This is a genomic window from Plantactinospora sp. CNZ320, assembly GCF_002846275.1.
This window is the reverse complement of the sequence record NZ_PJMP01000001.1, coordinates 6,296,485-6,315,870: the sequence shown is the minus strand read 5'-3', so window position 1 is coordinate 6,315,870 and position 19,386 is coordinate 6,296,485. Positions and strand designations below refer to the sequence as shown.

Annotated in this window: 14 protein-coding genes and 1 pseudogene; 4 read left to right on the top strand and 11 right to left on the bottom strand. The window is 72.9% G+C overall.

Features of this window, described 5'->3' with window-relative positions; translation table 11 throughout:
• The first annotated feature begins 122 nt into the window (after positions 1-122).
• On the top strand, positions 123-2,090 hold the full coding sequence (locus tag CLT71_RS37570) for a protein kinase domain-containing protein (protein WP_101369791.1): 1,968 nt from the start codon (positions 123-125) through the stop codon (positions 2,088-2,090).
• A gap of 88 nt (positions 2,091-2,178) precedes the next feature.
• Positions 2,179-2,768: pseudogene (gene ybiA, locus CLT71_RS28335) on the top strand (riboflavin biosynthesis intermediates N-glycosidase).
• A 37-nt stretch (positions 2,769-2,805) separates the two neighbouring features.
• On the opposite strand, the gene CLT71_RS28330 reads toward ybiA, so the two are convergent.
• The 11 genes from CLT71_RS28330 to CLT71_RS28280 all read right to left on the bottom strand — a co-directional run bounded on the left by CLT71_RS28330 (position 2,806) and on the right by CLT71_RS28280 (position 16,981).
• Entirely contained in the window at positions 2,806-4,134 is a 1,329-nt protein-coding gene (locus CLT71_RS28330) for an ABC transporter ATP-binding protein (protein ID WP_101371866.1), read from the bottom strand.
• Between the two features lie 131 nt (positions 4,135-4,265).
• Positions 4,266-5,255 (bottom strand): hypothetical protein, encoded by a 990-nt coding sequence (locus CLT71_RS28325; RefSeq protein ID WP_101369790.1) that lies wholly within the window; start codon positions 5,253-5,255, stop codon positions 4,266-4,268.
• Positions 5,256-5,341: 86 nt separating this feature from the next.
• Positions 5,342-5,557 (bottom strand): hypothetical protein, encoded by a 216-nt coding sequence (locus CLT71_RS28320; RefSeq protein ID WP_101369789.1) that lies wholly within the window; start codon positions 5,555-5,557, stop codon positions 5,342-5,344.
• A gap of 10 nt (positions 5,558-5,567) precedes the next feature.
• The gene (locus CLT71_RS28315; protein ID WP_199187749.1) at positions 5,568-8,984 is read right to left on the bottom strand and encodes a cyclic nucleotide-binding protein; all 3,417 of its coding nucleotides are present in this window, start codon (positions 8,982-8,984) and stop codon (positions 5,568-5,570) included.
• A gap of 130 nt (positions 8,985-9,114) precedes the next feature.
• Positions 9,115-10,227, bottom strand: a complete 1,113-nt coding sequence (locus CLT71_RS28310; RefSeq protein ID WP_486483497.1) for a glycosyltransferase family 4 protein — start codon at positions 10,225-10,227, stop codon at positions 9,115-9,117.
• Between the two features lie 44 nt (positions 10,228-10,271).
• Entirely contained in the window at positions 10,272-10,949 is a 678-nt protein-coding gene (locus tag CLT71_RS28305) for a BON domain-containing protein (RefSeq protein WP_101369788.1), read from the bottom strand.
• 266 nt (positions 10,950-11,215) lie between these two features.
• The gene (locus CLT71_RS28300) at positions 11,216-12,913 is read right to left on the bottom strand and encodes a trypsin-like peptidase domain-containing protein (RefSeq protein WP_101369787.1); all 1,698 of its coding nucleotides are present in this window, start codon (positions 12,911-12,913) and stop codon (positions 11,216-11,218) included.
• 62 nt (positions 12,914-12,975) lie between these two features.
• Positions 12,976-14,586 (bottom strand): sensor histidine kinase, encoded by a 1,611-nt coding sequence (locus CLT71_RS28295; protein WP_486483496.1) that lies wholly within the window; start codon positions 14,584-14,586, stop codon positions 12,976-12,978.
• Positions 14,583-15,287 (bottom strand): response regulator transcription factor, encoded by a 705-nt coding sequence (locus CLT71_RS28290; RefSeq protein ID WP_101369786.1) that lies wholly within the window; start codon positions 15,285-15,287, stop codon positions 14,583-14,585. Before CLT71_RS28290 ends, CLT71_RS28295 begins: the two co-directional genes overlap by 4 nt.
• Before the next feature lie 205 nt (positions 15,288-15,492).
• Entirely contained in the window at positions 15,493-16,170 is a 678-nt protein-coding gene (locus tag CLT71_RS28285) for a PadR family transcriptional regulator (protein ID WP_101369785.1), read from the bottom strand.
• Between the two features lie 7 nt (positions 16,171-16,177).
• On the bottom strand, positions 16,178-16,981 hold the full coding sequence (locus CLT71_RS28280; RefSeq protein ID WP_101369784.1) for a DUF4097 family beta strand repeat-containing protein: 804 nt from the start codon (positions 16,979-16,981) through the stop codon (positions 16,178-16,180).
• Positions 16,982-17,438: 457 nt separating this feature from the next.
• Here CLT71_RS28280 and CLT71_RS28275 point away from each other — a divergent pair, with 457 nt between their 5' ends.
• Together CLT71_RS28275 and CLT71_RS28270 are read left to right on the top strand one after the other, a co-directional pair.
• On the top strand, positions 17,439-18,377 hold the full coding sequence (locus CLT71_RS28275; protein WP_101371863.1) for an ATP-binding cassette domain-containing protein: 939 nt from the start codon (positions 17,439-17,441) through the stop codon (positions 18,375-18,377).
• Positions 18,374-19,204, top strand: coding sequence for an ABC transporter permease subunit (locus tag CLT71_RS28270; RefSeq protein WP_101369783.1), 831 nt, complete (start codon positions 18,374-18,376; stop codon positions 19,202-19,204). Before CLT71_RS28275 ends, CLT71_RS28270 begins: the two co-directional genes overlap by 4 nt.
• Positions 19,205-19,386: the final 182 nt, after the last annotated feature.

Below are 19,386 nucleotides of genomic sequence, written 5' to 3'. Positions count from 1 at the left end.
ACAACCTGGCCGCGTCCGGCTGCTGGACCGTCGTTGACATGAGGTAGCCAGTCACGGAGCCTGATACGACCCCCCACACAGCCTGATGCGACCCCCGACTTCCCAGGCAGGTGCGACCAACAATGGCAGCGTTGCAGGCGGGCGGCCTGCTCGCCCGGAGGTATCGGCTCATCGACCGGATCGGTGCCGGCGGCATGTCGGTGATCTGGCGTGCCCGCGACGAGGTGCTCGACCGGGTGGTGGCGGTGAAGGTGCTCGCCGCGTCACTCGCCGCCGACGCCAAGTTCCGGGAGATGGTGCGCGAGGAGGCCCGGGCAGCCGCGCAGCTCGTACACCCACACGTCACCGCCGTGCACGACTACGGCGAGACTCTCGGGCCGGACGGCGGGATCACCGCCTTCGTGGTGATGGAACTGCTTACCGGCGAGGAGTTGAAGGCCGAACTCACCGCCGGCCCGCTTCCCTGGCCGACGGCGGTGGAGATCTGTGCCCAGGTGGCCGAGGCGCTGGCCGCCGCACACCGGCTCGGCATCGTGCACCGGGACATCACCCCGGCCAACATCATGATGACGGCGACCGGAGCGAAGGTACTCGACTTCGGCATCGCCACCCAGGTCGGCGCCCCGGACGAGGACGAGGACGGCGAGACGTTCGGCACTCCGGCGTACGTCGCACCGGAGCGGCTCGACGGGCTTCCGGCCCAACCGGCGACGGACACGTACTCGCTGGGCGTACTGCTGCACGAGACGCTGACCGGCCGGGTGCCGTTCCCGGCCGAGACCTGGGAGGAGTTGACCCGGGCGCTGGAGGCGGGGACCGAGCCGACGCTGGTCGGCGTACCCGATCTCCCGCAGGCGGTGGCGGACGTCTGCCTGCGCTGTCTGGCCCGCGATCCGGTGCAGCGGCCGACGGCGGCACAGGTCGGCGAGTTGCTGCGCCAGCAACTGCTGGCCACCGACCCGCGACGTGCGGTGCTGAGCCACCTCCGGCCCGGTCCGGTGCCGGCGGTGACGTCCCTGTCGCCGGGCATGGCGATGCCGGCTACCTCCGCGGCACTGGCGCAGGCCGCGCCGGTGCGGTCGGCGCAGATCGCGCAGGCACCGCCGATGCAGGCAGCGCAGACCGCGCAGCTGCAGGCCGCGCAGGTCATGCCGGTGCAGGTCGTGCCGGGGCAGGCCCAGCAGGTGCAGGCAGGACAGGCCGCGCCGGGGCAGCCGCCGCAGGTTGCGCCGGGGCAGCCGCAGGTTGCGCCGGTGGAGGCGGCGGTGCGGGCGACTCCGGCAGGCCCGGCACCGGTGGCCCCGGAGCCGGTGGTCGCGCCGCCGCATCCGGCAGCCGCCCAGACAGGCCCAGCGGCCTGGCAGGACGGCGCGGCGGCCTGGCAGGACGGCGGCGCGGCGGGTCGGCAGGAGGTTCCGGCGTTCCGGTCGGACGCTCCGGCGGCGGCGCCGGGGCCGCGTTCGCCGGTCGACCCGGCGGGGCCACGGGTCGCGCCCCGGGATCGACCCGCGACGGAGCCGGAGTTGCCGTTGTCGCCGCCCGACCGGGCGGATCCGGCGGGCGAACCGCCCCGGCCGGGGCGGGTCCTGCTGGTTGCCACCGCCGTGCTTGTCGCACTCACCGTCACCGTTGTGATCATCTCCGCGCTCGGCGACGAGCCGGCGTCGCGGCCGACGACCGGGGCGACGACCGCCGGACCGGACGGGAGCGGACCGTCCACCCCGGCCGCCACCCCGGCGCCCGTGCCGTCCACGCCCGCGACGCCGGCCGCGACCACCCCGGGCAGGCGACCGGACGCGGAAGACAATCCCAACATCCCGCCGCCGCCGGTCAGCGAGGTCATGGCGCAGCTCTACCAGATCGTCGACGACGGGTTGGCGGCGAACGAGATCCACGACCACGCCGGGGTGGACCTGCGCAACCAGCTCCGCAACCTCCGGGCCGACGCGGGAGGCGCGACGGCCGACCTGGCCGGTCAGGTGACACTGCTACGCGACAAGGTGACGGTCCGTCGCCACGAGGGCTCGATCTCACCCGAGTACGCGCAACTGCTCGACGCCGCCCTGCTCCGGCTGGCCCGCGCGGTGTGACCCGCCCTGGCCGGAGCCGCCCCCGGTCAGGGGTTCCCGGCACGAAACCTGTGGTACGCGGACCCGACGGTCTGCCACGCTGCCAACCATGGTCACCCGTACGCCACCGCCCCGCACCGTCGACGAACTCCGTACGCTGCTGGCCGGCGGCGTGCGACCGAAGTACCTCTTCTTCTGGGGACACCAGCCGGGGCGGGCGGCACGATCGGATCCGGCTGCCTGAGTCAGTGGTGGCCCGCCCCGTTCGTCGTCGACGACGTCCGGTACGCCACCGCCGAGCATTTCATGATGGCCGGCAAGGCCCGGCTGTTCGACGACACCGCGACTGCCGACCGGATCCTCCGGGCACCGACGCCGGGCGCGGCCAAGGCGCTCGGTCAGCGGGTACGCGGCTTCGACCAGGCCCGCTGGGACGAGCACCGGTTCGAGCTGGTCGTGGCGGGCAACCTGGCGAAGTTCGGCCAGCATCCCGATCTCCGCGAGTACCTGCTCGGCAGCGGTGACCGGATCCTCGTCGAGGCCAGTCCGATCGACCGGATCTGGGGCATCGGGCTCGCCGCCGACGATCCCCGGTGCACCGACCCGGACCGGTGGCGCGGGCTCAACCTGCTCGGGTTCGCGCTGATGCGGGTCCGGGACCTCCTCTCGGACGCGGCCGGGCCGACACCGCCGGCCTGACCGGCCCGGCGCTGCTCCGGACGGCCGGGCTGGGCCGTCAACCGAGGCGGATCCGCTCGCCGGCACCGTCGAAGAGCAGCAGTTGGTCCAGGTCGACCGCGAGCGTGATCGGTTCACCGACCCGGGGCAGCACCGGCATCGGCACCCGGACCACCACCTCACCGGCGTCGGCCGGATCGTCGCGAAGCTCCGGGTCGTAGACCGGGTAGAAGCCGTACTCGGTGCGGGCCGTCGGGGGCGGCTGCTCCGTTCGGGGGTGCGGGATCATCCGGGCCAGCCGGTCCCGCACCGGGTGCCCGGTCGGCAGGTCGTCGGCGAGCAACTCGGACAGGTGCGCTCCGCTGGTCGGTTGCTCCAGGCTGGCCTGCCCGGACGGGGTCGGCACCGTGTCGGTCCGCACGTGCACCAGCGCCTCGTGGCCGAGGTTCTCCACCAACCGGACCACACCGCGCAGCACCGGCGCCAGACCCGACGGCTCCGGCACCGGGCGCAGCGCGTCGGCCCGCAGCGCGCAGGTGACCCGCTCGGTGTGCCGGGCACGCAGCGGGCGTACCCGGGGATCGTCGGGCGGCAGTTCGATGAGTTGCGAGCCGAGGTCGAGCAGTACGCCGCCGTCGGGTGCGTAGATGGCGGCTTGCAGCAGGTTCGCCCGGGGCGTACCGAGGAAGGCCGCCACGAAGAGGGTCTGCGGATCCCGGTAGACCTCACCCGGCGGCCCGATCTGCTGGAGTCTCCCCCGGCGCAGCACCGCCACCCGGTCGGCCATGGTCATCGCCTCGACCTGGTCGTGCGTCACGTAGAGGGTGGTCATCTCCAGCCGGCGGGCCAGGGCGGCCAGCTCGGTACGCAGCTCCGCGCGGAGCCCCGCGTCCACGTTGGAGAGTGGTTCGTCGAGCAGGAAGGCCCGGGACTCCCCCGCCATCGCCCTGGCCATCGCCACCCGCTGCCGCTGCCCGCCGGAGAGCTGCCCGGGCCTGCGGTCGAGCAGCCCGGTGATGCCGAGCTGGGTGGCGATCTCGGTGACCCGGGCGGACATGTCGGTCGAGGACTCCGGGTTGAGGCTCAACGGGAAGCGAATGTTCTCGCCGACCGTCAGATGTGGATAGAGCGCGTAGTCCTGGAAGACCATCGACAGTTGCCGGTCGGGGCCGGGCCCGGCGGTGACCGGCTCGCCGTCGATGAGTACCCGCCCGCTGGTCGGCTCCTCCAGCCCGGCGACGAGTCGCAGGATCGTCGACTTGCCGCAGCCCGTCGGGCCGAGCAGGGTGACGAACTCTCCCGAGCCGACCTCGATGCTCACGCCGTCCACCGCGACGGTCCCGTCGGAAAACACCTTCGTCAGCCGGTCGGTGGTGATGCTGACCACGGCGACCACCTCCTGTCGCCATCGTCGGGGGCCGGTGGGAAATGCGCCAGTCCCGTTGCGCCGGACGGCGGCGCGGTGCGCCGGACGGCATGATGCCACGACACCGGGAGATGTGTTGTCCCGGCGGAGGGTCAGTACGCGCTGTCGGCGGGGGGCGGCTCGGCCCGTACCGTCCGGTCCATCCAGCCGTCGCCGTCGTCGTCGTACATCCGCTTCTCGAAGAAGCCGTCGCGGTTCCGGTCGTACTCGCTGATCTCGACCAGCCCGTCGGCGTCCAGGTCGTGCCCGACGAAGTCGGTACGGCCGTCCCGGTCGAGGTCGACCAGGATGTCCACCCCACCGTCGGCCCGGCCCCGCAGGGTGTGCCGGTCCCAGTCCCCGTCGCCGTCGACGTCGACCCGGGTCCGGTAGCCCTCCGGTACGGCCGGCTCCGCCGGGGTACCCGGATCCGGGCCGGCGGGTCCGAGCCCCATCTCGGCCGGCGCTGTCGCCGCCGGTGCGGCCCCGAACCCGACCTCCGGCGCGGACCCTGATCCGGCCCCCGGCGCCGGTCCAAACCCGACCTCGGCGTCGGCCAGCGCGGCGGCGAGCCCGCCGTCCGGGTCGGCGAGTGCGCCGGCCAGCCCGCCCGTCGGCTGGGCCAGCGCCCCGTCGGTGGCCGTCCCGATCTCCCGGCCGATCTGGTCGCCGAGCCCGGTCAGCCCACCCACGCCGGCACTGCCCGGGGCGGCGCAGCCCGGCACCTCGGCGAGCGGTGGCACCGCCTGGCCAGGGTCGGCCGCCGCCCCGAAGCCCTGGGCGAGGCTCGAACCGGCCGTACCGGAACTGCCGGCCGGTCCGAGTCCGCTGGTCCCGAGTCCGGTGGTACCGATCTCGCCGATGCCGGGCAACGCCCCGGCGAGCCCGGCGAGCGGGGTGAACATGCCGAACACGCTTGACTGGTTGGCCCGGGTCTCGACGCGGTGCTGCCCGTCGGTGCCGCCGATCTGGAGCTGGAGCAGCGCCAGTTCGTCGGCGTCGAGACGGTAGCCGGCCAGGGCACCGACCGGATCCGCGGCGAGCGAGGCAGCGAACGCGGGATCGGTGACAAGCCGTTCCAGTACGTCGTCGAAGTCACTCACGGTCGCCTCCTCAACACGCCGGGCGCCCTCAGGCTAGCCGCGTCCCGCCACCGCCCGGCATCGCCCGGCCGGCCGGTGCCGACCGCTCAGTCCAGCTCCGGCATGGGTACCGGTTGCGGCCGGGGCCGGCAGGTGCCGCACTGGAGGGCGTCCTCCACCACCACCGCCTCCGTCCGGCCGCGCGCCTCCGAGCGGTGCACCTGCAACAGGTACGGGCCGAACCGGGCATGGTCCTCGCAGACGCCGCGCCCGCAGAACCGGCACCCGCCGCGCGCCGCTTTCGGACAGAACCAACAGAGCACTAGAAACTCCTCACGACGGTGCCGAGCCGCACGCTTCCAGGGTGATCGTCAGACCGGTTCCCGAGTCGTTTCCGGCGGCGTCCACGGCGCCGATGTCGACCCGGACCGTTCCGCCGCCGCTGTTCGCCCGGGTGTAGGGGACGACGACGTCACCCTGGAACGACCCGCCCGACCGTTCGAGCTGCACCGTCCCGCCCTCGTCCTCCCCGAAGGACCAGCTCGCGGAGACCCTGATCTCGGAGGCCGGCGTGACGTTGTCGGCCACCGAGCCACCGATCGTGGCCACACCGCTGCCCGAGCAGGACGGTCGGGAGATGCTCGTCGGTTTGGCGAAGACACCGGTGAAGGTCGGTCCGGCGGTGTCCCTGGGCGGTGTCGTCGGCGGGGCGGTGGTGGGCGGTGGGGTGGTGCGGGGTGGGGTGCGCGGTGGACCGGTGGTGGTCGGGACGGTGCCCGGCGTGCTCGGGGTCCGGGTCGGGGCGCTGCCCGGAGTGCTCGGCGTCGGCCCCGGCGTGCCCGGCGACGCGGACGGGGACGGCGTCGGCGTCGGCGTCGGTACCGGCGGGCCGGGAGTCGTCGACGACGGGTCGTCCGGGGTACCGGTCGGGGAGGGTCCGGTGCCGTCCGGCGTCGTACCAGCACCGCAGGCGAGCGGGCGGCGCTGCTCCGGCTGGCGTATCCCGGTGACCCGTACCTCGCCGGTGGAGACCTCGATGCCCCTGGTCCAGGCCGCGTACCGGGCCGCACCGCGGTTGCCGATCCCGCCACCGGCCCGGTTCACCAGCAGCGACAGCGGCGCGAAGGCACTGCTCGGGCTCCCGGTGTCGGCGATCATCCGACCGGTGTCCAGGGTCAGCCGGCCGTGCGGGGTCACCTCGCGGCCTCCGTCGCTCCACAGTGCTCCGAGCACCGCCCGCGACCCGGCGCAGAAGACGGTCGTGGCGCCGCCCCGGAAGGTGAGCAGCGCACGGGACCGGGCGGGTACCCGGATCTGGTCCCCCTCGGAGACGTAGAGCCGGTCTCCCTCGGCCAGCCGTACGCTCCGGCCGTCCACCGTCGCGTCGACCCGACCGGATTCGGCGTGCAGCAGTGCCCGGTCGCTCGGCATCTCCGCCCAGGCCGGGCCGGGGACCAGGTTGCCCGCCGTGCTGAGCAGTGCCAGCAGCAGCAGGAGCAGGACCAGCCACCGGAGTTTCCGCTCGAACCCGCGGTCCACCTCGGGATCCGCGTCCGGCGGTGGCGGCCCGGGTGGCGCGGCCAGCGGCGGATAGCCCCCGTCGGGATGTACGCCGGCCCGGGGCGCGCTGCCCGGTGCACCAGGCTCGGCCGGCAGGGGTGTCGCGCCGGGGGCACCGAAGAGCGTCGGCAGCCCGGTGACGGCCGGCAGCGCCCAGACCCGGACCGGGGTACGGGCCGTCGCCACCGTACCCGGCTCGCCCTCACCGGCCGGACCGATCATGGTCCCCCGGCGCAGCTGGGTGCCGTCCGGCAACTCGATCACCCCGGACCCGACCACCACCGCGTCGTTCGGCCCGGCCAGCACGATCGGGTCACCGGCGACGACAGTCGACACCCGGGCGCTGGAGACAAGACTCAGCCGGTCCTCGTGACTCAGCCCGCGCAGCGCCGGTGCCTCGGCGAAGAGCGCCTCGGCCTCGGCCCGGTCGGACGGCGGCGGTCCGGGCAGCGGCCCGATCCCGGTCACCACCGCCGAGGCCGGCAACCCCAGCAGGAGCGTCCCGGCGGTGTGCCAGTCGAGGGTCGCCGGAGCCCCGGTGAGCGCGCTCGCCAGCCCGATCACCCCGCCCGGACCGAGCCGCTGCCGGACCAGGCCACCCGGATCGCCGGGCCGCCGGCCCTCCATCACACCGTCGACCACCAGGAAGACGGTCGACTGCGCGGCCCCGGCGAAGACCAGCTGTGCTCCGGTACCCGGCCGTACCCAGCTCGCCGCGCGGGCCAGCTCGGCGAGGGTCGCCTCGGGCAGCCTGCCCAGCGGCGAGTTCCGCAGCGCGTCCAGTCGACGGGGCAGGTCCAGCCGCTGCTGCCGTTGCGCCCAGCGGTCGCGTACCCGCCGGATCCGCCGGGTGAGCCAGCCCGCCGCCAGATAGACCAGCGGGGCGGCCAGGCCGGCGACCACGGCGACCAGCAGCAGCCGGGACGGCCAGCCGGACCGCCACAGTCCGAGTACCAGCCCGGCGACCCGGTCGGTCCAGATCCGCCAGCCGACGTTCACCGCGACGACCAGCCAGAGCAGGGCCAGGGTGCCGTAGAGGGCGACGATCCGGCCCTCCCGGTCGAGCTGCGACCAGCGGGGCGGTCTGCGGCGCAGCCGGCCCAGCACATAGGACAGTCCCCGGGCGCGCAGGTTGGGGATCTCCAACCAGTCCATCAGCAGGTAGTAGCCGTCCAGCGCCAGGAACGGGTTGAGGTTGAACAGCGCGTTCAGATACCAGGCGAAGGCGAGTTTGAACGTCCACGGTGCCGCCTCCGGCACCAGCAGCCCGACGAGCTGGGCGAGCCCGGCCAGGATCAGCCCGGCGGCCGGGCCGGCGGCGGTGGTGAGCATCCGGGCCCGGCGACCGGCCATCCAGACGTCGGTGGTGTCGACGAACACCGACGGGATGCCGAAGTAGACCAGGAAGCCGGCGGCCGGCACCCGCCGTCCGGCGTGCTTGGTGGCGAGCGCGTGGCCGAGTTCGTGGCAGGCCAGCGCGAGTACGTTCAACCCGACCAGTACCGCCGCGCCGGCCGCGTAGGAGCCGTCGGTGAGGAAGAGTGACTGGTCGCCGGCCCACCACGTCCAGCCGAAGAGCAGCAGCCCGGCGATCGCCACCGCGCCGAGCAGCCCGGCGGCGACCCGGGTGAAGAGGAGCCGGCCACCGGCCCGGTAGGCGAGGTCGACCAGTGGGTCCACATCGGCCACCACCGTGCGTTGCCCCCTGGCGACGGCGAGCAGCCCCCGGCCGATCCGCAGCGGCCAGGGCCGACGGTGCACCCGGTCCAGCGGCCGGAACGCGTCCACCGGCAACTCGGCGAGCATCCGGTTGCCGGCCAGGTCGGCGACGACCCGGGTGACCTGGTCCGGGGCCAGCCGGCCGGCGATCCGGGCGAACTCGGCGACCAGCCGGGCGACGGTCCGGGACCCGTCCATCAGCTCGGCCAGCCGCCACTCCTCCGGGGAGAGCCGCAGATAGCAGGCGTCGCCCCGGGAATCCGGCGAGCGGAGCATCACGTAGGAGACACCCCGGACCGAGACGAGTTCGGCACACTCGATGCCGGGACGCAGCACCGGGCGGGCCCGCGCCGGGTTCAGCCGCTCGACGACAGCCGTCCAGAGCCCCGAGTCGGCCGGCCCCAGCGGACTTCCCGGAGCACGGCCGGCCAGGGCCTCCCAGACGCTCACCCGGCTCTCGACGACGGCCACCGACCCCTGCCCTCCGCGTCCCGCTGCGGCATGCAGAGTAAGGCGCCGATGCCACCCTCACGCGCTCGCGTCCACTACCCGACAGGGAGCGTGGCTGACGTCGTACCCGAAATCAAGCGCCTCGGCGGTCTCACCAGGCGCCGGTCGGAGCGGAGGCCGGCCTGACCTGGGGTTCGAGACCCGGCTCGACGAAGGACCGATAGACCCGCTCGTAGTCGTCGGCCATCCGCTCGGCCGAGAACTCCCGGCGGACGTGCGCCACGCAGGCGGCCGGGTCCAACCGGGACACCTCGCGCAGCGCCGGCCCCAGCTCGGACGGGTCGGCGCAGATCAGCCCGGTCTCACCGTGCCGGATCAGTTCCGGTACGGCACCCCGGTCCAACGCCACCACCGGGGTGCCGGTGCCCATCGCCTCCACCATCACCATGCCGAACGGCTCCTCCCAGCGGATCGGCATGATCAGACAGCGGGCGGCGAGCATCAGCCGTACCGTGGCGTCCCGATCCGGGTTGCGCAGCACCGTGACGTCCGGGCCGAGCATCGGCTCGATTACCTGTTCGAGATAGCGCAGCTCCGACCGCTCGTCACACTTGCCGGCCAGCACCAGCGGCAGGCCGGCCGCCCGGCATGCCTCGATGGCCAGGTCCGGCCCCTTGTCGGCACTGAAGCGGGCCAGCCAGAGCACCGGCCCCAGCCCCGGCACCGACTTGGTAAGCAGGTTGCCGGTCGAGATCCCGTTGTGCACGGTGGCAACCCAGGGCAGTTCCGGCGCCAGCCGGCGCTGGGTGTGCGAGATCGCCACCAGCCCGACCTTCGGGTCGACGTCGGCGAGCACCTCCCGCAGCTCACCTGTCGGCTTGCCGTGCACCGTGGAGACGGTCGGCACGGAGCGGTCGGCGGCGTACGGGCCGACGGTGGTGTGGTCGTGCACGATGTCGAACGACTCCGGCGAGATCATCCGGTTGACCCGGGCCAGGTGCGCCAACTCCGGCAGGGCCTGGCCGAGCCGGTGGTGCTGCAACTCGGGTACGGTCCCGACGAAGTGCGCGGCGGTGCCCGTACCGGTCCCCGCGCCGAAGAGGGTCACCTCGTGCCCCTTGGCCGCCAGCCCGTCGACCAGGGCCGAGCAGACCTGTTCCAGTCCGCCGTAGCCGGGTGGCGGCAGCTCGTACCAGGGCGGAACGATCATCGCGATACGCAGCGGGCGCGCCGGTCGCGCCCGCTCGGACGGGTTCGTGGTCACGGAGGGGTCCTCCCCCGGTCAGGTTGCGAAGGAGCGGACACGGGTCAGGTCGCGAGGCGTAGCCGCATCTCGACCTCACCCACCCCGGGCGCGGCCCAGGCCACCCGTTCCGCCTCCTCCCGCTCCAGCCAGGAGCGCACCTCACCGGTGAGCACCACGGTCCCCTCGTCGACATCGATCTCGATCCGGCCGGCGTCGATGTCGATCCGCCTGGCGAGAGCGGTCCGGATCTCCCGCTTGACGTCCTGCTCGCTCAGGTCGCCGGTCGGCCGTACGGCGATCAGGTTCGTCACCCCGCGTACCCCCGTCAGCCGGCGTACGGCCCGTTCGGCGGCCCGCTTCTGGTAGCCCCGCTCGACCTCGCCACGCAGGGTCAGCCAGCCGTTGGCGGCGGTCACCTGGATCCGGTCGACGGGTACGAAGGCGTCCCACTCCAGGGCACGACTCGCCGCCGTCGCGATGTCGGTGTCGGTGCGTTCGGCCGTACCCGGCAGGCGTACCTCGATGTCGTTGGCGACCGCCCGGATGCCCCGGATCCGGTGCGCGATGCGCTCGGCGGCCCACTTCTTGGCGTAGCTGTCCACCCAACCGGTCAGCGTGACGATGCCGCTGGAGACCGACACCCCCACCTCGCTGGCCCGCACCCGGGCGTCCCAGGCCAGTTCGGCCAGCACGTCACGCTGGATGTCGGTGTCGCTGCGCGCCATGGTCGCGGTGCTCATCGCCGTCCCTCCCCCGGGTCGTCCGGGTCGTCGACGTCGAAGACCCGAAGTGCCTGCCAGACCAACCCCGATGTTCGCCCTGCTCGGGGTGACCCCGGCTCACCCCGAGCAGGTGAGGCGGCACGGAAGAACGGAACGGCGGGGCCGGGAAAGGGAGCGGCGGGCGACCTGACCAACCCCCTTGGTCACGTCGCCCGCCGCTCTGGGGGAGAAGGCTTGCCTCCCCCGTGCGAAAGGTCTACTCCGAAGCGTACGTCGCTCTCTCCTTACGACGTCTCGGCGAGCGTCACGGTTGCGGTCTTCTCGACCCCGTTTCGGGTGTACGTCACCTGCACCTGGTCACCCACCTTGCCGGCCTGTACGGCGCCGACCAGATCGTCGGCGTCGCCGACCTTCCGGTCACCGAACTGGGTCACCACGTCGCCCTGCTGGAGGCCGGCCTTAGCCGCCGGGCTGTTCGGCAGAACGCCGCTGATCAGCGCCCCGCCGTTCTCCGCCGGGGTGACCTGGACCCCGAGGGACGGGTGGCTGACCTTCTCGCCGCGCTGGAGTGCCTCGGCGACCGCCGTGGCCTTGTTGCTCGGGATGGCGAAGCCGACGCCGATGTTGCCGCTGCCCTGGCCGGCGGTGAGGATCGCGGTGTTGATGCCGATCACCTCCGCCTTGGTGTTGACGAGCGCGCCGCCGGAGTTGCCCGGGTTGATCGGCGCGTCGGTCTGCAGCAGGCCGGAGATGGAGCTGGCGCCCTGCCTCGGCTGCTCGAACGGGTTCTGCTGCTCGCCCTCGCCACCGGCCCGGATGGTCCGGTCCCGGGCGCTGATGATGCCGGCGGTCACCGAGCCCTGGAGGCCGAGCGGGCTGCCCAGCGCCAGGACCTGGTCGCCGACCTGCATCGCGTCGCTGTCGCCGAACTTCGCGACGGACAGTCCGGAGACGCCCTCGGCCTTCACCACGGCCAGGTCGGTCTTCGGGTCGGTGCCGATCACCTTCGCGTCGGCGTTCTTGCCGTCGGCGAAGAACACCTTGACGGTGCCGCCGTTGGCGCTCGCCACCACGTGGTTGTTGGTGAGCACGAAGCCGTCGGCGCTCATCACCACGCCGGAGCCCTCGGAGCTGCCCGTGCTGATCGACACGACGCTGTCCTGCACCTGGGCGGCGATCTTCGGCAGGTCGGCCGAGTTGATCACCGGCGCCGCCGAGTAGGTGCGATTGGTGATCGTCGGCGAGTCGTCGTCCAGGGCCGTCGCGATGGCACCGCCGGCGATGCCGGAGCCGACCATCAGGGCCAGCGCCGCCACTCCGACCGCCACGGCCCGGCCGACCCGGCCGGGACCGGAGCGCCCCGGTGCCGGAGCGCCCGGGCTGGCCCAGGGCGGGGGTACCGGTCCGCCGTGCTGCGGCGCACCGGCACCCGGGTACCCCAGCGCCCAGGGCGAGTGGTGCTGGCCGCCGGCCGGCCCCTGCCACGGGCTGCCGGGCTGCGCGTCACCGGGCCGCCCGGTGGGCGGGAGGCTGTACGGCTGGCCGGAGGCGGGCGCTGCGGCGTACGGGTGGCCGGCGTACGGGTTGCCGCCGTAGGGCTGCCCGGAGGCGGGCGCGCCGCCGTACGGCTGCCCGGACGCGGGTACTCCGCTGTACGGCTGCTCGGCAATCGGCCCGGTCGCCGGGTACGCCCCGGTGCGGTACTGCTCGCCGCCCGGCGGTACGGCGGTCGACGGCTCGGTGCGCTCGCCGGACGGGGCGCCGTCCGTGGCACCGGTGGCGGCGAAGCTGGCGGTCGGGTCGCCGGAGCCGGCGGAAGTGCTGGGGGTGCTGGGGGTGCTGGCCGGGGCGGCCGGGTCGGCGGTCGAGGCGCCGGCGTCGGACTGCCCGCGGTCGTCGCGCGGCAGCTCGGCGGTGGGATGCGAGTGCTCGCGGTCGGCGGTGACCGGCCGCCGCTGCGGGTCGGTCTCGAAGTCGCTCATGGCCCTACCTTGCCCCCTCGCTCTGCGACGTACCTTGAACCTGCCTGAATGTTGGCTGGGAATTACTGCACGTCGATCGATTCGGAGATCTCCGGCTCCTCCGAGGTCTCCGGCGCACGCGGCAGCCGGACCCGGAAGGTGGCACCGCCACCCGGGGTGTCAACCACCTCGACGCTGCCGTTATGCCCCGCCACCAGGGCCGCGACGATGGCCAGCCCGAGCCCGGTGCTGACCCCACCACCCGCGGAACGGGTCCGTGCCGCGTCCGCCCGGTAGAACCGCTCGAAGACCCGCTCGGCCTGCTCCGCCGAGAGCCCCGGCCCGGTGTCGGCGACCTCGATCACCGCGTCGTCCCGGTCGGCCCGCAGCCGCAGCGTCACCGCCGCCTCCGGCGGGGTGTGGGTGAGCGCGTTGGTCATCAGGTTCCCGAGCACCTGCCGCAGCCGGGCGTCGTCGCCGAGCACCACGAGCGAGCCGGCGCCGGGCTCGATCTCCAGGCTGATCGGGCGGTCCGGTGCGACCACCTTGGCGGCCTGCACGGCGTCGCTGGCCAGCACCGGCAACTCCACAGGTGCCAGGGTGAACGGCCGTTCCCGGTCGAGCCGGGCCAGCAGCAGCAGGTCCTCGACGAGCAGGCCCATCCGGGCCGCCTCGTCCTCGATCCGCCGGATCAGCCGGGCGGTGTCCTCGGGTGAGCCGGTGACACCCTGCCGGTACAGCTCGGCGAAGCCCCGGATGGTGGTCAGCGGGGTACGCAGCTCGTGCGAGGCGTCCGCGATGAACTGCCGCATCCGCTCCTCCGAGCGCAGCGCCCGGGTTTCCGACGCCTGGGCGGCGAGTGCGGCGTTGCGGGCTGCGGTCGCCGCGCTACGGGCGTTCACCTCGGCCGCCCGGGCCGCGGACTCGGAGGCGGCCCGGGCGGTGAAGGCCACCTCGATCTGGCTGAGCATCGTGTTCAGCGCCCGGGAGAGCCGGCCGAGTTCGGTTTTAGCCTCCGCCTCGCCCGGCTCCGGATCGGGTATTCGTCTGGAGAGGTCGCCGCCGGCGATGGCCGCCGTGGTCCGCTCGATCTCGACAAGCGGTTTCAGGCTGGTACGCACTATCGCCGCCCCCGCCGCCGCGAGCGTGATCAACACCGAGCCGCCGACCAGTACGTCGATCCAGATCAGTTCCTTGACCGCCAGGTCGACGTCGGTGAGGTGCTGCCCGACCGCCAGGAACCTGCCGCTGGGCCACTGGACGACCATCATCCGCCAGCGGAACCGGTGATCCGTCGACGAGGCGGTGAAGAACTCGCCGTCGGCGTGCCGCTCGTACCAGTTCGGGTCGGCCAGCGCCCCGGGCAGGTTGCTCGGGTCGAGTGCCTGGTCGTAGAGGGGGCGGAAGACCCCGGCCTGCCGGTCGGCGCTCACGATCAGATAGTCGGTCGGCAACGCGCTGCGGCCGGTCACCACGTCCTCGTAGAGCCGGTCGACCTTCTGCTCGCTCGCGTCGCGGGAGAAGCTCGCCAACTCGTCGTCGATCCGGCCGACCAGATAGCTGCGCAGGAAGAAGGCGGTCATCACGCTGATCACCACAAGTGCGGCGGCGACCAGGACGAGTACGGCGGCGACGAGCTTGACCCGCAGCGGGGTGGCGCGGAGCCGCCCCTTCAGCGGCAGGGCGACATTCACGCCGCCGGCTTGCGCAGCACGTACCCCACACCGCGAAGCGTGTGGATCAGCCGGGGCTGGGTGGTGTCGATCTTGCGCCGCAGGTAGGAGATGTAGGACTCCACGATGTTGTCGTCGCCCCGGAAGTCGTAGTTCCAGACGTGGTCCAGGATCTGCGCCTTGGAGAGCACCCGGTTGGCGTTGAGCATCAGGTAGCGCAGCAGCTTGAACTCGGTCGGCGAGAGCTGCACCCGCTTGCCGGCCCGGTGCACCTCGTGGGTCTCCTCGTCCAACTCCAGGTCGGCGAAGGTGAGCCGGGAGGGCGCGTGCTCGCCGGTGGCCGTACGCCGCAGCACCGCCCGGATCCGGGCGGTCAACTCCTCCAGGCTGAACGGCTTGGTGACGTAGTCGTCGCCGCCCAGGGTCAGCCCACGGATCTTGTCGTCGGTGGCGTCCCGGGCGGTGAGGAAGACCACGGGGGTACGGGTGCCACCCTCGCGGAGCAGCCGGATCACCTCGAACCCGTCGAGATCGGGCAGCATGACGTCGAGCACGACCAGGTCGGGTCGCCGCTCCTTCGCCGCGCTGACCGCCGCGCTCCCACTGGTGGCGGTGGCCACGTCGAAGCCGGCGAATCGCAGGCTGGCGGAGAGCAGCTCGAGAATGTTCGGGTCGTCCTCGACGACCAGTAGCCGTGCCTCGCTCTGCGTTGTCGCTGCCATCTCGCCATCATCCGCGCTTCCGCTGCGGCTCGGCTGAGCATCCCCTGAAAACTTTCTGAGAGCGCTCCGGGCCGCGTTCGAGCCGGTCGGCACGATGATCGCCGGTTCGCGGGGAGGGCCGCGAACGCCCCGATCGGCGGCTGGGAGATCAGCGCGGCCGGGATCAGCGGACCGGTCGGCGGCCGGGAGATCAGCGCGGCCGGGGTCAGCGGAGCAGCCGGCGCAGGCCGTCCAGCGCACCGTGCAGCACCCGGGCCGCCGTACGCAGTTGTGCCTCGGTGAACCGGCCGCTGCGGGCCAGCGCCCGCACCTCGGTGACGAAGAGCAGCAACTGCTGATCGAACTCGGCGGCCGGATCGTCCCCCGGCGCCGCCGACCAGCCCTGCTCCGTCCGGTCACCGGTGCGCGGCCCGGCCGGCCCGTCCGAGCCGGAACCCGCCGCCGCACCCGGGTACGCCGGGCCGGGCGCGGACCTGCGGTCACCCCGACGGGACTGGCGGGCAGCGGCCCGCAGCTCCTGCTTCAGGTCACGGACCGAGCCGTGCACCTCGGAGCGGATCTCACCGGCCAGTTTCGCCAGGTCGGAGACGGAGGTCCGGATCTCCGACTCCAGGCTCGCCACCTCGTCGGCCCGCTGCCGCAGCTCGGCCCGACCCGCCTCGGTGATCCGGTAGACCTTCCGGCCGCCGACGGCGTCGTGCGTGACCAGTCCCTCCGCCTCCAGCCGGGCCAGCCGGGGATAGATGGTGCCGGCGCTCGGCGCGTACAGGCCGAGGAAGCGCTCCTCCAGCAGCCGGATGAGTTCGTAGCCGTGTTTCGGGCCGTCGTCGAGGAGCTTGAGCAGATAGAGCCGGAGCCGGCCGTGACCGAACACCGTCGTCATCTCGTCCTCACTCCGCCGACCGCCGGGCCAGCAGCACTATGCCGCCGGTCATGGTGGTCGCGCGGAGACTACCGCCCCCGGCGCCGAGCCTCCCCCGGCGGTCACTCGACCAGCTCGGCTCGTGCTCGGCGGCGAGCTGGGGAAAGTCCGTGGTGATCCGACCCGAGGTGGTGTGCAGGTGCACGTCGAGGTCGCTCTCCTGCGGTACCCGTACGGTCACGCTGCCCGAGGTCGCGTCGAGCCGGATGTCGCTGCCGCCCGTATCGCCGAGGTCGCAGGTGATCGCCCCGGAGACCGTACTGGCCCGGACCCGCTCGGCGGTCCCGTCGGCCAGGATCAGCTCGCCGGAGACCGTCTCCATGGTCAGGTCGCCGGAGACGCCCAGCGCCTCCACCGGCCCGGAGACCAGCCGTGCCCTCGTCCGGCCGGCCAGCCCCATCAGGGTCACCTGGCCGGCGGTCACCTCCACCCGGGTCGTCTCGGCCAGGCCGGACGCGACCACCGCACCCTCGTGCAGCCGCAGGTCCACCCGCACCCGGGCCGGTACCCCGATCGAGATCTCCGGCCCGTCACCGCGCCCGAACCAGCGCAGCAGCAGCGCCCAGCTCCCGAACGTCCGGTGCCGGACGGACAACCTGCCGTCGCGGTGCTCGATGACCAGTGGGTGCCGGTCGGTCCGGGTGACCTCGATCCGGGCCGGGCCGTCGGTGCCGACCACGTTGACCCGGCCGGAGTTGAGCCGGACGACGAGCTGGTCGACCGGCTCGGTGAGGGTCAGCCGGCGCGGCCCGTCCACGGTCCAGCTCGGCATGTCGACTCCCTGGTGCTGGCCGGTCCGAGCCGGCGGGGCGCGGACGGCGGGCGTGCGTCCTGCCACGATAACGCGATACATCGCGTCTTCGGAACGCCCCTCCGGCGCACCGGTGATGCCGTCAGGCGGCCAGCTCCAGACCCGCCCCGCGGAGCAACGGCTGCATCGCGACCCGGCCGCCCGGGACGTGACGACCGACGGCCGGTGGCGTGTCGAACGGATGAACGGGATGTGGTACGGGTCCCGGCGATTCGCGCGGCGCCCCCCGGCACCTCTGCCGAGCTGGTAAATTTCGCTCCTCCTCCCCAGACGCCGCGCGGCTCGTGCTGTAGGAGGACGGGCTCCTGCCCAGGTATGACAAGCGGTTACGCAATCATCCCGATTGACCGCGCGGCCCACAATGTCGACGCTGGGTGACGGCGCGGCCGGTACGGCGGCGCTCACGGAGGGGAGAGAGATGTCCGACGGGCGGCAGAGCCCAACGGCCGGGGGCGGCCAGATAGTGGTCTCCGGTCTCACGAAGGTCTATCGCAATGTCCGGGCGGTCGACGACCTGTCGTTCACCGTCGAGCCCGGCCGGGTCACCGGCTTCCTGGGGCCGAACGGTGCCGGCAAGACGACGACGCTGCGGATGCTGCTCAACCTTGTCGCGCCGACGGCGGGCACCGCGACCATCGGCGGTACGCGCTACGCCGACCTGCCGCAGCCGATCCGGCACGTCGGCGCGGTACTCGAGGCGTCGAGCGCACACAAGGGCCGTACCGGGATCAACCACCTGCGGGTGACCTGTGCCGCCGCGGGGCTGCCGAAGGAGCGGGCCGACGAGGCGCTGGCACTGGTGGGGCTCAGCCCGGCCGCCAAGCGGAAGTTCAAGGGCTACTCGCTCGGCATGAAGCAGCGGCTCGGCATCGCCGCCGCGATGCTCGGCGACCCCCGGGTGCTGATCCTCGACGAGCCGGCCAACGGGCTCGACCCGGAGGGCATCCGGTGGATGCGCGGCTTCCTCAAGGCGCTCGCCGCCGAGGGGCGTACGGTGCTGGTCTCCAGTCACCTGCTCTCCGAGATGCAGCTGCTCGCCGACGACGTGGTGATCATCGCGGCCGGCAAGCTGATCCGGCAGGGCCGGGTCGACGAGGTGGTCGGCTCGATGGCGCAGACCGGCAGGGTCCGGGTCCGGACCCCGCAGAGTGACGAGCTGACCACGGTACTGACCGGGGACGGTGCCCGGGTGACCCGGGGCGAGGACGGCGTGCTGCTGGTCGAGGGGACGGACGCCCCGGCGGTGGGCCGGGCCGCGCTGGCGGCAAAGGTCGAGCTGCACGAGCTGACCACGGAGCGACCCGACCTCGAAGGGGTCTTCCTGGAGCTGACGGCCGGAAAGGCGGGGATCCGATGAACCTGGTCCGGGCCGAGCTGCTGAAGATCCGTACGACGAACACCTGGTGGGTCTTCGGGCTCATCACACTGCCCCTCTGGGCACTCACCCTCATGATCAACTACTTCCAGTCGCAGGCGGTGCTCGACCCGGTCGGCGTCGGCGTACCGGAGGCCGACGCGCAGAACGCGCAGTTCCAGGCGGCCGGCGAGCACGTGAACGTGGCGGCGAACCTCTACACGAACGGCCAGTTCTTCGGCGTGCTGATCGTGATGCTGCTCGGCGTGCTGGTGGTGACGAACGAGTTCTTCCACCAGACCGCCACGACCACCTTCCTGACCACGCCGCACCGCACCGCCGTGGTGCTGGCGAAGCTGGTCGCCGCCGGCATCCTCGGGCTGATCTTCTGGGTGGTCACCACCGCTCTCAACCTGATCTTCACTCCGCTGATCCTGAGCAGCCTGGACGTGGCCAGCCAGCTCGGCAAGGGGGCGATCTGGCAGGCGATCGGCCTGAACGGGTTGGCGTACCTGCTCTGGGCGATCTTCGGGATCGGGTTCGGGGTGCTGATCCGCAGCCAGATCGGTGCCACCGTCACCGCGCTGCTGGTCTACCTCGCCGGCTACATCGGGGCGATCATCGTGCTGGCGATCCTGGCCGACCGGTTCGGCGACTGGATCAACAACCTCCAGCTGATCGTCCCGTCGCTCGCCTCGCAACTGATGGCGACCGGCACCGACCTGCCGGGAAGTCCACCCAGGTGGGCCGGGGCGGCGGTCATGATCGCCTACGCGGTGGTGACCGGCACGATCGGTACCCTGATCATGCGCAAGCGGGACGTCTCCTGACCTGCGGCAGGTTCGTCGGGTCGCCGGAGCCCGGCCGGGGTCAGTTTCCCGGCCGGGCTCCGGCGTTACTCCGAGGGGCCGACAAGTCGCAAAACCTGTGAAACGCGACACCAGTCCGATGCGACAATGCTGTCGGTTACCGCACGGCGTAGCCTTGGACCCGTCTTTCGACGCAGCCCCCC

Excerpts from the sequence above, each read along its gene's own strand:
- CLT71_RS28280 (WP_101369784.1), bottom strand. The coding sequence starts at position 16,981 with ATGCCGAGCTGGACCGTGGACGGGCCGCGCCGGCTGACCCTCACCGAG.
- CLT71_RS28305 (WP_101369788.1), bottom strand. The coding sequence starts at position 10,949 with ATGAGCACCGCGACCATGGCGCGCAGCGACACCGACATCCAGCGTGAC.
- CLT71_RS28270 (WP_101369783.1), top strand. The coding sequence starts at position 18,374 with ATGAACCTGGTCCGGGCCGAGCTGCTGAAGATCCGTACGACGAACACC.
- CLT71_RS28300 (WP_101369787.1), bottom strand. The coding sequence starts at position 12,913 with ATGAGCGACTTCGAGACCGACCCGCAGCGGCGGCCGGTCACCGCCGAC.
- CLT71_RS28285 (WP_101369785.1), bottom strand. The coding sequence starts at position 16,170 with ATGACGACGGTGTTCGGTCACGGCCGGCTCCGGCTCTATCTGCTCAAG.
- CLT71_RS37570 (WP_101369791.1), top strand. The coding sequence starts at position 123 with ATGGCAGCGTTGCAGGCGGGCGGCCTGCTCGCCCGGAGGTATCGGCTC.
- CLT71_RS28275 (WP_101371863.1), top strand. The coding sequence starts at position 17,439 with ATGTCCGACGGGCGGCAGAGCCCAACGGCCGGGGGCGGCCAGATAGTG.
- CLT71_RS28290 (WP_101369786.1), bottom strand. The coding sequence starts at position 15,287 with ATGGCAGCGACAACGCAGAGCGAGGCACGGCTACTGGTCGTCGAGGAC.